The sequence below is a fragment of the Deltaproteobacteria bacterium genome, from assembly GCA_016210005.1.
GTDB lineage: Bacteria > Desulfobacterota > Binatia > HRBIN30 > JACQVA1 > JACQVA1.
In genome coordinates, this window is sequence record JACQVA010000076.1 from 15505 (window position 1) to 30165 (window position 14661).

Annotated in this window: 7 protein-coding genes; 1 reads left to right on the forward strand and 6 read right to left on the reverse strand. The window is 65.3% G+C overall.

What is annotated here, in order from left to right; all coding sequences use genetic code 11:
• The first annotated feature begins 86 nt into the window (after nt 1-86).
• On the forward strand, nt 87-5699 hold the full coding sequence (gene uvrA / locus HY699_07825; GenBank protein MBI4515708.1) for an excinuclease ABC subunit UvrA: 5613 nt from the start codon (nt 87-89) through the stop codon (nt 5697-5699).
• A gap of 29 nt (nt 5700-5728) precedes the next feature.
• On the opposite strand, the gene HY699_07830 is transcribed toward uvrA, so the two are convergent.
• The 6 genes from HY699_07830 to HY699_07855 form a co-directional block, all read right to left on the reverse strand.
• Nucleotides 5729-7210 (reverse strand): NAD(P)/FAD-dependent oxidoreductase, encoded by a 1482-nt coding sequence (locus tag HY699_07830; protein ID MBI4515709.1) that lies wholly within the window; start codon nt 7208-7210, stop codon nt 5729-5731.
• Between the two features lie 18 nt (nt 7211-7228).
• Complete coding sequence (locus tag HY699_07835; protein ID MBI4515710.1) at nt 7229-7738, reverse strand: hypothetical protein; 510 nt, start codon at nt 7736-7738, stop codon at nt 7229-7231.
• Entirely contained in the window at nt 7684-9357 is a 1674-nt protein-coding gene (locus HY699_07840; GenBank protein ID MBI4515711.1) for an NAD(P)/FAD-dependent oxidoreductase, read from the reverse strand. Before HY699_07840 ends, HY699_07835 begins: the two co-directional genes overlap by 55 nt.
• Nucleotides 9358-9386: 29 nt before the next feature.
• Nucleotides 9387-11123 (reverse strand): NAD(P)/FAD-dependent oxidoreductase, encoded by a 1737-nt coding sequence (locus HY699_07845; protein MBI4515712.1) that lies wholly within the window; start codon nt 11121-11123, stop codon nt 9387-9389.
• Nucleotides 11124-11242: 119 nt separating this feature from the next.
• Complete coding sequence (locus HY699_07850) at nt 11243-12904, reverse strand: NAD(P)/FAD-dependent oxidoreductase (GenBank protein ID MBI4515713.1); 1662 nt, start codon at nt 12902-12904, stop codon at nt 11243-11245.
• A 64-nt stretch (nt 12905-12968) separates the two neighbouring features.
• Nucleotides 12969-14642 (reverse strand): NAD(P)/FAD-dependent oxidoreductase, encoded by a 1674-nt coding sequence (locus HY699_07855; GenBank protein MBI4515714.1) that lies wholly within the window; start codon nt 14640-14642, stop codon nt 12969-12971.
• Nucleotides 14643-14661: the final 19 nt, after the last annotated feature.

The window sequence follows — 14661 nt, forward strand, 5'->3', positions numbered from 1 at the left end:
TACCGAACGAATCGGTAAGGTTGGCTCGGCGCCGACCCCGGTATTTTGTCTGCTCGCGTTTCGGCTATAGTACCGAGTTCGACTGTATGCCGTCGGACGCGATCAGAATCGTTGGCGCGCGCCAGAACAACCTCAAGGGGATTGATGTCGCGATCCCACTCGGCGCGCTCACCGTGATTACCGGGGTCTCGGGCTCGGGCAAGTCGAGCCTCGCCTTCGACGTGCTCTATGCCGAAGGCCAGCGCCGTTACGTGGAAAGCTTTTCGGCCTACACGCGGCAGTTCCTCGAACGCATGGACAAGCCGCAAGTCGAGCACATCGACGGCGTGCTGCCGGCGATTGCGATCGCCCAGGGCAATACGGTGAAGACGTCGCGCTCGACGGTAGCGACGATGACCGAGTTGCACGACCACCTCAAGCTGCTCTTCGCCAAGATCGGTGTCTTGCACTGCCGGCAGTGCGGCCAAGTGGTCGCGCGCGACTCGGCGGAATCAGTCGCCGCCCGGCTGCTGCACCGCCCGGAAGGCACGCGCGTGCTCATCACCTTCACTCTGCCGTTGCCGGACAACCTGCCGTGGGCGGAAGCCCGCGCCGGACTTCTGCGCGCCGGTTTCCGTCGCCTGCTTGTAGCAGGCGAGGTGCGCGAGGCCGAGGCGATGGCGGCGCTGCCGGACGCAACGGTGACGGTGGTGGCCGACCGTGCGCTGGTTCGCCAGGCGCACAAGGCGCGGCTGGTTGATTCACTCGAGCAGGCGTTTCGCTTCGGCCAAGGCCGCCTGGCACTGGTGTTCCCCGACGAAGGCATGCGGCAAGAACCCTTCGTCGATCGGCTCGAATGCCCGCGTTGCGCCATCGCCTACCGCGAGGCCACCGCCAACCTGTTCTCGTTCAACAGTCCGTTGGGGGCGTGCGATACCTGCCGCGGCTTCGGCCGAGTAATCGACGTCGATCTCGACCTGGTCATCCCCGATCCGCGCAAATCGCTTGCCGCCGGCGCCATCAAGCCGTGGAGCACGCCGGCCACCGAATGGGAGCGCGGCGAACTGGAGAGCGTTTGCCGCCGGCACCGGATTCCCCTCGACCGGCCGTGGGAGCGCCTGAGCGCGGCGCAGCGCGCGCTCATAATCGACGGCGAGGACAAGTCGGCGGGCAAGAAACGCTACTACGGCGTCCGCGGTTGGTTTCGCTGGCTCGAAGGCCGCAGCTACAAGATGCACGTGCGCGTCTTCTTGGCGCGCTACCGCAGCTATCGCCTCTGCCCGGCTTGCCAAGGCGGCCGGCTCAAGCCCGATGCCCTGCTCTACCGCATCAACGGCCGCAGCATGCCCGAGGTCAATCAACTGAGCGTGGCCGAGGCGGCGGCGTTCTTCGAGGCGTTGCGGCTGACCGATACCGAGGAGGAGATCGCACACCTGATCCTGGCCGAGATTCGCAATCGCCTGCGCTACCTGCTGGAGGTAGGCCTCGAGTACCTCACCCTCGACCGCCAGTCGCGCACGCTCTCCGGTGGTGAGTTGGCGCGCGTCGACCTCACTACCGCGGTCGGCTCATCGCTGGTCAACACGCTCTACGTCCTCGACGAGCCATCGGTCGGGCTGCATCCGCGCGATAGCCAGCGTCTGGTGCGCATTCTGCAAGCGTTGCGCGCGCAGGAAAACACCGTGGTCGTAGTCGAGCACGAGGCCGAAATCATCCGCGCGGCCGAACACATCATCGATCTCGGCCCCGGTGCCGGTGCCAGCGGCGGGCAGGTGGTGTTCGCCGGCAGCTACGCCGACCTGCTCGGCAACAACGCGAGCGAATCGCTCACCGGCCAGTATCTCTCCGGCCGCCGGCACATACCCGCCCCCAGCGCGCGCCGGGTGCCGATCGCCGGCCTGCGGCTCGGCATTCGCGGCGCGCGCGCCAATAACTTGCGCAACCTCGACGTCGACATCCCGCTCTCGCGCTTCGTCTGCGTCACCGGCGTCTCGGGCTCGGGCAAGTCCACGCTGATCGAAGATGTGCTCTACCGCGGCCTCAAGAAGCGACTCGGCCAGTTTGCCGGCGTGCCGGGCGAGCACGACGAGATCGAGGGCGCCAACCACATCGCCGAAGTGGTGCTGGTCGATCAGTCGCCGCTCGGCACTACCCCGCGCGCCAACCCGGCGACCTATCTCAAAGCCTTCGACCCGATCCGCACGCTGTTTGCGCAAACCGCGCTGGCGCGGTTGCGGGGTTATCAAGCCAACGCCTTCTCGTTCAACGTCGCCGGCGGGCGCTGCGAGTCTTGCAACGGCGAGGGTTGCGAGAAGGTCGAGATGCAGTTTCTCTCGGACGTGTACGTTACCTGCCCCGAGTGCAACGGGGCACGCTTTCGCGCCGAGATCTTGGAGGTGGCTCACGAGGGCAAGAACATCCGCGAGGTGCTGGATTTGAGCGTACGCGAGGCGCTGGGGTTCTTTCAGGCCGAGCCCGAGATCGTGCGCCGGCTGCAGCCGCTGGCCGAGGTCGGACTCGACTACGTGCGGCTCGGCCAGGCGCTGACGACACTGTCCGGCGGCGAGTCGCAGCGCCTCAAACTAGCCGCGGCGATGGGCCGTGAAGGCAAGCCGCACAGCCTCTTTCTGTTCGACGAGCCCAGCATCGGGCTGCACTTCGCCGACGTCGAGAAGCTACTGGCCGCCTTGCAAGGGCTGGTGGAACGCGGCCACTCACTGGTGGTGATCGAGCACAATCTCGAGATCATCAAGGCCGCCGATTACGTCATCGACCTCGGCCCCGAAGGCGGGCCTAATGGCGGCACGCTAATCGCCCGCGGCACCCCCGAGCAAGTGGCAGCGAGCCCCGGCTCGCTCACCGGTCACTACCTACAGGCGGCGCTGGCGGCCGCCGCGCCGAGTGTGCCGCTGGCACCGGCAGCGGTGCTGCCGGCCCGCGACGGCCGCGGCGTTATGCGCATCGCCGGCGCCAAGGAGCACAATCTGCGCAATCTCACCCTCGAGCTACCGCGCGACCAGTTCATTGTGGTGACCGGTTTGAGTGGTTCGGGTAAGTCCACCCTCGCCTTCGACATCCTTTACGCCGAGGGCCAGCGCCGTTACCTCGACAGCCTCTCGGCCTACGCCCGCCAGTTCGTGAAAGTGATGGCGCGCCCGGCGGTGGATCTGCTGTCGGGAATCCCGCCGACGGTGGCCATCGAGCAGCGCCTCAGCCGCGGCAGCAAGAAGTCGACGGTGGCGACGATCACCGAGATCTATCACTACCTGCGGCTGCTGTACGCCAAGATCGGGATCCAGCACTGCACTAGGTGTGATCGTCCGATCACTGCGCAGACGCGCCAGCAGATCATCGATCGCATCCGCCGCGAGCAGCGCTCGAAGTCGATCACCTTGCTGGCGCCGGCCGTGCGCGGCCGCAAGGGTCACTACCACGAACTGTTCTTAACCATGCGCAAACTCGGCTTTACGCGGGCTCGGGTGGACGGCGTGGTGGTGGCGGTGGCGCCGGCCCCGGCTCTGGCGCGCTACCGTCCCCACGATATCGACATTGTGGTCGGGGAAGTCGAGGTCACCCGTGCCGGCGCCGGGCGCTTGCCCGATTTGGTGGCCACTGCGCTGCGCTATGGCAGCGGTGCGCTGATCGTTCAAGCCGGCGGCGGCGAGCAGGTGTTCAGCGAGCGCCTCGCTTGCACTGCCTGTGGCCTCGGCTATGAGGCGCTCGACCCGCGGATGTTTTCGTTCAACTCGCCCCAGGGGGCCTGCCCCGACTGCGATGGTATCGGTTCGCTGCCGGCTTTCGAGCCCGAGCTGATTGTCGGCGATTCGAGTCGGCCGGTGGGCGCGACGCTGGCCGCTGTGCTCGAGCCCTTCGGCGTGCGCGGCCAGCGCCAGCTGGAAGCGACGCTAGCGCACGCCGGCGTCGCTCGCCAGCGGCCGTGCCGGAAGCTGACGGTGAAGCAGCGACACGCGCTGTTGCACGGCGACGGCTCGCTGGGCGTCATCCCCTTCTTGCAAGCGCAACTCGAGGATGAAGCCAAGGCGGCGCTGCTGGCACCGTTTCTGAGTGAACGGGCTTGCCCGAGCTGCGGCGGGCGACGGCTACAAGCGCGCGCGCAAGCGGTGCGGGTCAACGGTCACACCATTGCTGAAGTGACCGCACAATCGGTAGCCGCGGCCCGGCGCGAGTGGTCCGGCCGCCGCTTCAGCGGCCGCGAAGGGGTAATCGCAGCGAATGTGGTGAAGGAGATCGTGCCGCGGCTGGAGTTCCTCGAACGGGTTGGGCTTTCCTATCTCACGCTCGATCGCCGCGCCGACACGCTCTCGGGCGGCGAGGCGCAGCGCATTCGGTTGGCGGCCCAGCTCGGCTCCAATCTGCGCGGCGTCTGCTACATCCTGGACGAGCCCACCATCGGCCTGCATCCGCGCGACAACGCCATGCTGCTCGAGACCCTGCTGGAGCTGAAGCGACACGGCAACACCGTCGTCGTGGTCGAGCATGACGAGGCCACCATTCAAGCGGCGGACGTGGTGGTTGATCTCGGCCCGGGCGGCGGCACGCACGGCGGCGAGCTGGTCGCGTTGGGTGCGCCGGCGACGCTGCGAACGCAGCCGGCGTCGGTGACCGGCCGCTACCTGGGCCAACCGCGCCCGCGCCTGGGCCCGCTGCGCGCGGTAAGCGGGAAGCAACGGCGGCTAGTGATCGAAGGCGCGTCTGAGCACAACCTCAAGAATATCCGTGTCGAGGTACCGCTGGGGGCGTGGAGCTGCGTCACCGGCGTTTCCGGCTCAGGCAAGTCCACGCTCGTGCGCGACGTTCTCTTCGCCGGCGTCCGGCGCGCCCTGGGTCTGCCCAGCGGGCGCGTCGGTGCGCACCGGCGCATCCGCGGCGGCGAGCACATCGAGCGGGTGGTCGAGGTCGATCAGACTCCGATCGGGCGCACGCCGCGCTCGATTCCGGCCTCGTACGTCGGCTTCTTCGATGATATCCGCAAGCTCTTCGCGCTGACCCCGGCGGCACGGGTGCGGGGCTACAGCGCCGGGCGATTCTCCTTCAACCTCAAGGGCGGCCGCTGCGAAACCTGCGCCGGGCAGGGCAAGATCAAGATGGCGATGAGCTTCCTGCCCGATCTCTACGTCGAGTGCGAGAGCTGCAGCGGGCGGCGCTTTACCGACGAAACCCTGGCCGTGACGTTCAACGGGCGCAGCATCGCCGAGGTACTGGCGATGACGATCGAGGAGGCAGTGGGGTTCTTCGCGGGCGTGCGCCACCTCGCGGCGCCGTTACAGCTATTGCAGGATATCGGCCTCGGCTACCTGACGCTCGGGCAGGGCAGTAACACGCTCTCGGGCGGCGAAGCGCAGCGCATCAAGCTCGCCTACGAGTTGGGCAAGGAGTCGCGCGGCGCGACCTTGTACGTGCTCGATGAGCCGACCACCGGCCTGCACTTCGCCGACATCGACCGGCTGATCGACGTGCTGCATCGCCTAGTCGATCGCGGCAACAGCGTTGTGACAATCGAGCACAACTTGGACATCATCAAGGAAGCCGACTGGATCATCGACCTTGGCCCCGAGGGCGGTGAGGCCGGCGGTGAAGTGGTGGCGATGGGCCCACCGCATGAGATCATCGCCAAGGGCGCGCGCTCGCACACCGCCGAGTTTCTGCGCCGGTTTCTCAACGGTGCCCAGCAAGCTCCGGCCGGCCGCGGGCGCCGCTGATCGCGCTGGCGCCGCGGCTCACTCGTCCGCTACTGCGCCTTGCGGCGCTTGTTGAGGTAGTGCCCGGCCAGGCGTGCCACCTCCATACCGGAGCAGGCGGCCTGGTGTGTGCCCATGCCGGCGCCGCCGGCGTCGGCACCGGCATAGTAAAGACCGCGAATCGGGGCCGCCGGGTTGGGTTTCAGCTTGCCGCATTGGCCGACGACCTGACCCAGCCCGACGCACTCGCCGCCTTGGCCGGGTAGCACGCTGTCGCGGGTCATGTTGCTGATGTCGCGCGGGCCGGCGTACTCGCGCCGCTCGGTGGCCGCCCAGATCTCGGGGAAGAACTTCACCATCTGTTCATCCATCCGCCGCCAGAGCCCTTCGATCTCGCGGGCCTCGGGATTGGGGGAGCAGACGGTGCCGGAGATGAGCACCTGCTTCCCCGGCGGCGCGGCCTCGGCGTCGTAGAAGGAATGGTTGCACATGAAGAGGATAACCTCGTCCGGAATATGGCCTTCTTTGACGCGGCAGAAGCGCTCCATGTTCCACCAGCTGTCATCGGAGTAGGCGACGTACATGGCGACGTCCATAACCGGCTTGCTGAGGAAATAGCGAATGCTGGTGAAGCCCCAGCCGGGGGCGAGCCCCTTGATGTAGTTGACGTAGCTGCGGTCGAACTGGTCTGCGCCCACCAACTTGAGCACGGTGGGCTGGATGCCGGCGCTGCTCACCACCACCGGGGCTTTGAAAGTCCCCTTCGTGGTCACCACGCCGGTGACGGCACCGTCCTCGACCATGATCTTCTCGACCTTGGTGTTGCGTATCAATTCACCGCCGTTGTTCTCGAACTCGCGCATCATCACGTCGGTGAGCATGCCGAAGCCACCGGGATACTGCCCGCCGCCGCCCTGGAGCATGATCTGTTTGAGAATCACAATCTGCTCCGAGGCCGCCACCAGATCGATAGGCTCGGCCAGCGAGGCATTGGCGTGGAAGGCCATGTAGCTGTACAGCTCGTAGGGGACGTCGCGGCGCGAGATGTACTCGTGCATGCTGACGTTGTCGAAGTCGTTTATGCGTTCATCCGGCATGGTGGCGATTTCGGTCATGAACGCGATCGTCTTCTGCTGCGCCTCGGCGTCGATATCCCAGAGCCGGAAGAAGGGGGTGGCATCCGTCATCGCCTGCGCCTGCGGTGCTATGCGGTAACTGCTCCAATCCCGCCGGCGATAGCAGATCTTGATGACGTCGCGGGTATCATCGGGTTGAAGCCCGGGACGGAACTCGCCGCTCACGCCGAGCTCGTTGAAGATGGACTCGAAGGCGGGCTGGCGCATCGGCACCTGCCCGTGCGGGAAGAGATCGTAAGCGTACCCGTCCTTCTTGAGGCTCACCATCTTGCCCCCGAGGAAGCTGTTCTTCTCGATGAGCAAGGTGTTGATGCCGCGCTTTTGCAGCAAGGTGGCGCACGAGCCCCCGCCGGGGCCGCTGCCGATCACGATGACGTCATATTGTTCCTTCGCCATGGGCTAACCTCCTCAAACTTACAGCATCGTGGCCACGGCCGCGAGCAAGCGGTGGTGCTTCTCGCTGTCGAGGACCATTGCCTCCAACAGGGTGCCGAAGAGTTCGGCGTGCTCTGCCGGCAGCTGCGATTTCGCGGTGCGACAGGCAGCGATCGTTTCCAGTTCGTGCTTCTGGAGTTCCGCGGTCAGGCGCAGCAGCTCGGCGCGGTCAACGTCAGGCGGGGTGCAGGGCTCTTGTTGGCTGGGGGCTTCACGCAGCCATTTCGCCAAGGTGCGCAAGAGGAGATGGTGCAGCTCCTCCTCGGTCAGGATGTGGCTCACAAGGTTCGCGGCAGAGCTGCTGCCAAGTTTTTCCGCCAGCACGCGGTACTGCGCCAGGATCTTGCCCTCTTCGTCCGCATGACGCTCGAACTTCGCGGCGAGCGATGCCCGCTCTATATCGCTGCTCACGGTTTTCTCCTTTCGTGGCGCCGTTATTCCAGGTACGTCGCAACGTACTTCTCCATTTCCTTCGTCGGCTTCCACCACTTCTTCACGCCTAGGTCGTCGGCCACCTTGTTGGCGCCGAGGTAACCCCCGGCTCCCAAGACGCAGCCCCCTGGATAGTTGGAAGCGCCGGCCGTGTACAGCCCCGGGATGGGGGTGTTCGTGCCGGAACAGTCCTGGTTGGGGCGGAAGCAGCCGAGCTGGATCGGCAGGTAGTCGCCGTGCTTGATCGAACCCCGGCGCATGTTGGGGAAGCGGATCTTGACGTCGACGGGCGTTTCCTGGTGGGTCATGACGACGTTGGCCCGCTTCATGTTCGGCGCGTAGCGCTCCCAGCGCTTCAGCATCGCTTCTTCAATTTCCGCGCCGCGCTGCTCCCAACCGCCCTGAAGATCGTACGGCGCGTGCATCTGTAGGAAGGAGATCTGCCGGTGCGCACGCGACGGCGGCACGCGCACGAGGTGGCTGTCCCACGCGCTCTCGCAGGTGGCGTGGCCGCCGAAGGTGTTCGGATCGATCTTGCCGGCGATCACGTTGTCCCAGTGCGCCAGCATCTGCGCGCTGCTCTCGAAGCCGAGGATCGTCATGAACGCTTGGCTGGCCTGCGGGTCCTTGGGAAGGTAGCGTGGGGCCTCTTCGGTCACGACATGGAGCGTGTTGAAACTCCACTTGTCGTACTTCCAGCCTTCAACGGACTGCCTCAGATCCGGCGGCACGTTCTCGGCACCGACGAAGTTGAGGAACGTGGTGTGCGGATCGAGGGTGGAGATGACGACGTTGCTGTACAGGGTTCGCCCTTCCCACAGCTCGACGCCGGCGACCGCGCCGTTCTTGAGCAGGATCTTGTTGACCTGGGAGGAGTCGAGGATAACGCCGCCGGCGCGGACGAACTCGCGCGCGAGCGAGCTGGCCAGCTTGTGCGAGCCGCCTTGGCAGTAACACTTGTTCATCAGCCGATCGAGGTAGAGCGGCACGAACAAGCCGAGGCCGGTCTCGCGCGGATCGAGCCCCCACATGCAGACGTGGTAGAGCAGGAAGGCGCGCACGCGATCGTTCTCGAAGAGATCGTTGATGATCTCGAGCGGGCTGCGCTCGACGAGTTCGAGCAGCTCCTTGCCCTCGGCCGTGCGGTCCAGAGCCATCGTGATGTCGAGTGGAGACATGGGCGGCAGATACGTCGACGGCGCGATGATGTCGCGCACGATCTTGCGCCAGCGGCCCATCGTACGGCTGAAGGTGTCGGAGTCCTTGACCGAGAACTTCATGAACGAATCGGCGGTATCCTCGATCATCCTTGTCAGCAGCAGCGACTCGCCGTTCTCGAACACCATCGAGCTTTGCAGGTTCGGTTTGATCCACACCAGGCCGTGCTTGGACAGATTGAAGTCTTGCAGCGCCGGCATGTAGTCCACCATCATGTGGTAGATGGCGTGGATATTCGAATAGTAGCCGGGGAAGAGGATCTCCTCGGTAGCGAGGCCGCCGCCGATCTCGTAGCGACGCTCGACCAGCGCGACGCGCAGGCCCGCCTTGGCCAAGTAAGCCGCGGCGATCAGCCCGTTCGGCCCGGCGCCGATGACGACCACGTCCCAGTGGCTTTCGGGTGGAAACTCCTCGAAGAAACTTTGGGGGTGTTGATGTCCTTTGAATTCGTTTGCCATGGTCTAATCACTCCTTATCGGTCCACGCCTCATGCTGACTTCCGGCCGTCGGCCGCCGAAATCTTTCCCTTCTCGGGGATGTACCAGGGCGAGGCGTACCACCACGGTCCGGGCTCGGCGACGCCGTCTTCGATGAGGATGTGCATGAGGTTGTAGCCGACGGCCATCAGGCACAAGCCGCCCGGATGCGCCGCCGACTGGTGCGCGAGGTACAGGCCTTCGATGTCGGGCACACGATAGCGCGCCAACTCCGGCAGCGGGCGTTCGTTCCACCACTCGTCGCGGTCGCAGCGGGTGCCGTACCACGAGCCGCCGAGCATGCCGGTGTTGCGGAACTCCTGCTCCCACGGGCTGTCGCTCCACATGCGCACGAGGTTCTTCTCGTCGAGGTTCTCGACGATGCAGGACAAGGTCTTGCACATGTAGTCGTCCCACTTCTTCTTGTCTTCGGGGCCGCGGTCCATCGCCTCGACGCCGTCGACGTTGTACTGCGGCGTCGGCACCATCATCCACAGCGGGCCGTTGATGTAGTAGCCCTCGCGGGTGCACTGCGGCTGCGTCTTGTCGTAGAGGCTGGCGGCCACCATGCCCCACATGGCCTCCTCGGGAGGGATGTCGAGGTTCTGCTGCCGGCCGATCACGCACTCGAGGTTCTTGTAGTACAGCTCCTTCGACTCCATGCAGTAGAAGCCGCCGGTGAACGGATGCGGCTCCTGGTTCATCCACTTGAACTGCGGGCGGTAGCGCAGCTCCTCGCGGGTGAGGAAGTGAGCCATGTACAGGCTGCCGCCCTTGAGGCTGAGGTCCTTGATCTTCTGCAAGAAGCCGGCGTCGAGGTGGCGCGGGCCGATCATGTTGAGGAAGGTCGGCTTGATGTGCGCGGCGCTGATCACCGCCTTGTTGGCCCAGATTTTCTTCGCGCCCCACGTCGCGTCGTCACGCAAGCGGACGCCGGCGGCGCGGCCGTTTTCGATGATGATCTCCTCCACCGGGCAGCAGGTGCGGAAGATCGCGCCGTGCGCCACGGCGCAGCGGAACAGCGCGTGAAAGTAGCCGTGCATGTTGCCGCGCGCCGCGACCGGCTTCGCGACCGCGGGCGGCAGCACGGTGGCGACGCACTCGAGCGCCGGAACCGCGACGCCCGGAAAATGCCCGAAGGCACCGGAGACGTTGGCGATGTACGCCTGGTGGACCTTGAACGGCTCGCTCTTGATGGTTTGGTCCATGAGATCGAACATGGTCCATTCGAGCATCTCCTTGGACCACAGGTCGGGGATACGGTCGCGGTAGACCTGCATGTACGGAATCGTGTTCTCGTCGAGCTCGATGTAGCGCGGATGCGGCGGGGTCCAGAACGTGGCCCGCAGCAGGTCTTTGAAACAGGGCGGGTCGCTGAGCAGGCCGGTGATCTTGGCCCAGCCCATCTTGTCTTCCATGGAGACCGGCACCAGGCCCTCGCGGGTCATCGGGCCGCGGTCTTGATCGAACGGCACCTCGTAGCGCGGATCGTAATCCATCCGGAAGCCGTAGCGCCACAGTTCGAGCTGCTCCCAGCCGGGGGCCGAGCCGCCGTAGTTGCCGATGGCGTGCGGCTGGATGCGGACCCCGGCCATGGGTTCGACGGTCTCCTGCGCGCCGCCGCACTCCGGCCGGTCCTCCAGCACGCAGACGCTTAGTCCGCACTTGGCCAGGTATGCCGCGGTCGTGGTGCCGTTGTGGCCGGCTCCGATGATGACCACGTCGTAGCGTTCCTCTTTACTCATCATTCACCTCCGTCAGTCAGGTTCCCCTCCTTACCAAGGAGGGGCCAGGGGAGGTGATGAACGCCGATTGCCGACACCGACCTCCCCCTGACCCCCTCCTTGGTGAGGAGGGGGAACATCGCTCATTCCAGATACGTCTTGACGTACCGCTCCATCTCCGGTGTTGGCTGCCACCATTTCTTTAGCCCCAAATCCTCGGCCACCTTGTTGGCGGCGAGATATCCGGGTGCACCGAGTACCAGCCCTCCCGGATATGTGGAGGCGCCGCACACGTAGAGACCGGCGATCGGCGTCTTGGTGCTCGAGCACTCCTGGTTGGGCCGGAAGCAGCCGAGCTGGACCGGCTTGTAGTCGCCGTGTTTGATCGATCCGCGGCGCATGTTGGGCAAGCGGATTTCGATGTCCTCGGGCGTTTCCATGCTGGTACGGATGATGTTCTCGCGTTTCATGTTCGGCGCGGCCTTGCGCCACTTGGCGAACATCGCGTCTTCCACCTCGCGGGCGCGTGGTTCCCAGCCGCCGGCCAGCTCGTAGGGGGCGTGCATTTGGAAGAAGGACACGTGCTTGCCCGGGAACCGTGTCAGATGCGGATCGAGCCGCGTCTCGCAGGTAACATGGCCGCCGAGGCTCTTCGCGTCGATCTTACCGGCGCTGACGTTGTCCCAGTGCGCGAGAATCTGCGCGGTGCTCTCGAAGCCGACGATGGTCATGAACGACTCGTCGACCCACGGATCACCGCAGGCGTAGTGCGGCGCCTCTTCCGAGGCGACGTGCAGGGTGTTGAAGCTCCACTTGTCGTACTTCCAGCCCTCGACGGCTGATGCCAAATCGCCCGGCAGGTTCTCCTTGCCGACCAGGTTGAAGAACGTGCTGTGCGGGTCGAGACTCGAGATGACCACTTCGCTGTGGAGCGTGCGGCCTTCCCACAACTCCACGCCGCAAACGGCGCCGTTGCGCAGGGTGATCCTGTTGACCTGCGAGGCGTCGAGAATAGTGCCGCCGGCGCGGATGATCTCGCGCGCCAGCGACGCCGCCAGCTTGTGCGAGCCACCCTGCGGGTAGGACTTGTTCATTCCGCGGTCGATCAGCAACGGCACGAAGAACCCGAGCCCGGTCTCGCGCGGGTCGAGTCCCCACATGCAACAGGTGTAAAGCATGAGGGCGCGCACGCGGTCGTTCTCGAAGGTGTCGTTGATGAGATCGAGCGGGCTGCGCTCGGTGATCTCCAGCATCTCTCGGCCGACGTCGGTGCGCTGCATGGCCACCGAGATATCCAGCGGTGACATCGGCGGCAGATAGGTGGCGGGCACCGCGATCTCACGCGAAATCCGGCGCCAGTTGCGCATCACCTTTCCGAACGCGACGGCGTCCTTCTGCGAGAACTTGTGGATCGAATCGGTGGTGTCCTCGATCATGCGCGTGAGCAGCAGCGAGCTGCCGTCCTCGAACACCATCGCGGTTTGCAGGTTGGGCTTGATCCATACGAGCCCATGCTGGCTGAGATCGAAGTCCCGCAGCGCCGGCATGTAGTCCACCATCATGTGGTAGATCGCGTGGATGTTGGAGTAGAAGCCGGGGTAGAGAATCTCTTCCGTCGCCAGGCCGCCGCCGACTTCGTAGCGGCGCTCGACCAGCGCGACCTTGAGGCCGGCCCGGGCGAGATAGGCGGCGGTGATCAGGCCATTGGGACCGGCGCCGATCACGACCGCGTCCCACTCGCTTTCGATCGGGAACTCGGAGAAGAAACTCTGCGCGTGCGGTTGCTCGACTAATTCTTTCGCCATCGCCGTTCTCCTCTCTCCATCTTCAGCAGGGCTTGGCGGCGGAGATCTTGCCGGCTTCGGGGACCTACCACGGCGAGGCGTACCACCACTTGCCGGGCTGGGCGATGCCGTCTTCGATCAGGATGTGCATCAGGTTGTAGCCGACCGCCATCAGACACAAGCCGCCGGGATGGGCGCCGGACTGGTGTGCAAGGTAGAGCCCGTCGATCCCGGGCACGCGATAACGCGCCATCTCTGGCAGCGGGCGCTCGTTCCACCACTGGTCGCGGTCGCAGCGGATGCCGTACCACGAGCCGCCGAGCATGCCGGTGTTGCGGAACTCCTGTTCGAGCGGCGACTCGCCCCAGATGCGCACCAGGTTGGGCGGCTCGACATTCTCGACGACGCAGGAGAGCGCCTGGCGCATGTACTCGTCCCACTTGGCCTTCTCTTTGTCCATGGCGTCCATGCCGGCGACGTTGTACTCGGGCGTCGGCACCAGCATCCACAGCGGCCCGTTGACGACGTAGCCCGAGCGCGTGCACTGAGGATTGCTGGGATCGTAGAGCGAGCTGGACACCATGCCCCACATGGCCCGCTCGGGCGGCAGCGTGAGATTGGCCTGGCGGCCGAGCACGTCGCGCACGTTCTCGAAGTAGATCTCGCGGCTGTCGGAAGGGAAGAACGGGCCGACGAAGGGCTGCGGCTCGTCCGACGGGCGTTGGAACTTGGGCCGATAGCGCAACTCCTCGCGAGTGAGGAAGTGTGCCATGTAGAGACTGCCGCCCTTGAGGCTCAGGTCTTTGATGCGCTGGAGGAAGCCGGCGTCGAGATGGCGCGGGCCGATCATGTTCAAGAACGTCGGCTTGATGTGCGCGGCGCTGATCACCGCCTTGTTGGCCCAGATCTTCTTCGCGCCCCAGGTCGCATCGTCGCGCAAGCGGACGCCGGCGGCGCGGCCGTTCTCGATGATGATCTCCTCCACCGGGCAGCAGGCGCGGAAGATCGCCCCGTGCGCCACGGCGCAGCGAAACAGGGCGTGATAGTAGCCGTGCATGTTGCCGCGTGCGGCGACGGGTTTGGCCACTGCCGGCGGGAACACGGTGGCGACGCTGCAGAGCGCCGGAATGGCCACGCCTTCCATGTGGCCGTGGGCGCCGGAGACCAGCGCCGTCCACGCCATGTTCACCTTGAACGGTTCGGTCTCACAATGTTCGTCCATCAGGTCGAACATCGTCATTTCCATCAGCTCGCGGCTCCACACCTCGGGCAGGTGCTGCTTGTACACCTGCATGTAGGGGATGGTGTGCTCGTTCAGCTCGACCCCGCGCGGATGCGGCGGGCACCAGAACGTGGCCCGCATCAGATCCTTGTAGAAGGGCGGGCTGTTCAACAGGCCGGTGATCTTCGCCCAGCCCATCTTGTCCTTCTCGGTGATCTTGACCGGCCCATCGCTGGTGAAGAGGTAGCGATCGGAATCGAACGGCACGGGAATGTTCGGGTTCCAATCCATCCGGAAACCGTAGCGCCACAGTTCGAGCTGCTCCCACCCGGGGGCAGAGCCACCGTAGTTGGCGATCGCGTGCGGTTGGATGCGCACGCCGGCAATGGGTTCACAGGTCTCCTGCGCCCCGCCGCATTCCGGCCGTTCTTCGAGCACACAGACACTGAGCCCGCACTTGGCCAGATACGCCGCGGTCGTGGTGCCGTTGTGGCCGGCGCCGATGATGACGACATCATACCGTTCTTCCTTGGCCATCGACCAACCCCCTTTCACC

Excerpts from the sequence above, each read along its gene's own strand:
- HY699_07830 (MBI4515709.1), bottom strand. The coding sequence starts at position 7,210 with ATGGCGAAGGAACAATATGACGTCATCGTGATCGGCAGCGGCCCCGGC.
- HY699_07850 (MBI4515713.1), bottom strand. The coding sequence starts at position 12,904 with ATGGCGAAAGAATTAGTCGAGCAACCGCACGCGCAGAGTTTCTTCTCC.
- uvrA (MBI4515708.1), top strand. The coding sequence starts at position 87 with ATGCCGTCGGACGCGATCAGAATCGTTGGCGCGCGCCAGAACAACCTC.
- HY699_07855 (MBI4515714.1), bottom strand. The coding sequence starts at position 14,642 with ATGGCCAAGGAAGAACGGTATGATGTCGTCATCATCGGCGCCGGCCAC.
- HY699_07840 (MBI4515711.1), bottom strand. The coding sequence starts at position 9,357 with ATGGCAAACGAATTCAAAGGACATCAACACCCCCAAAGTTTCTTCGAG.
- HY699_07845 (MBI4515712.1), bottom strand. The coding sequence starts at position 11,123 with ATGATGAGTAAAGAGGAACGCTACGACGTGGTCATCATCGGAGCCGGC.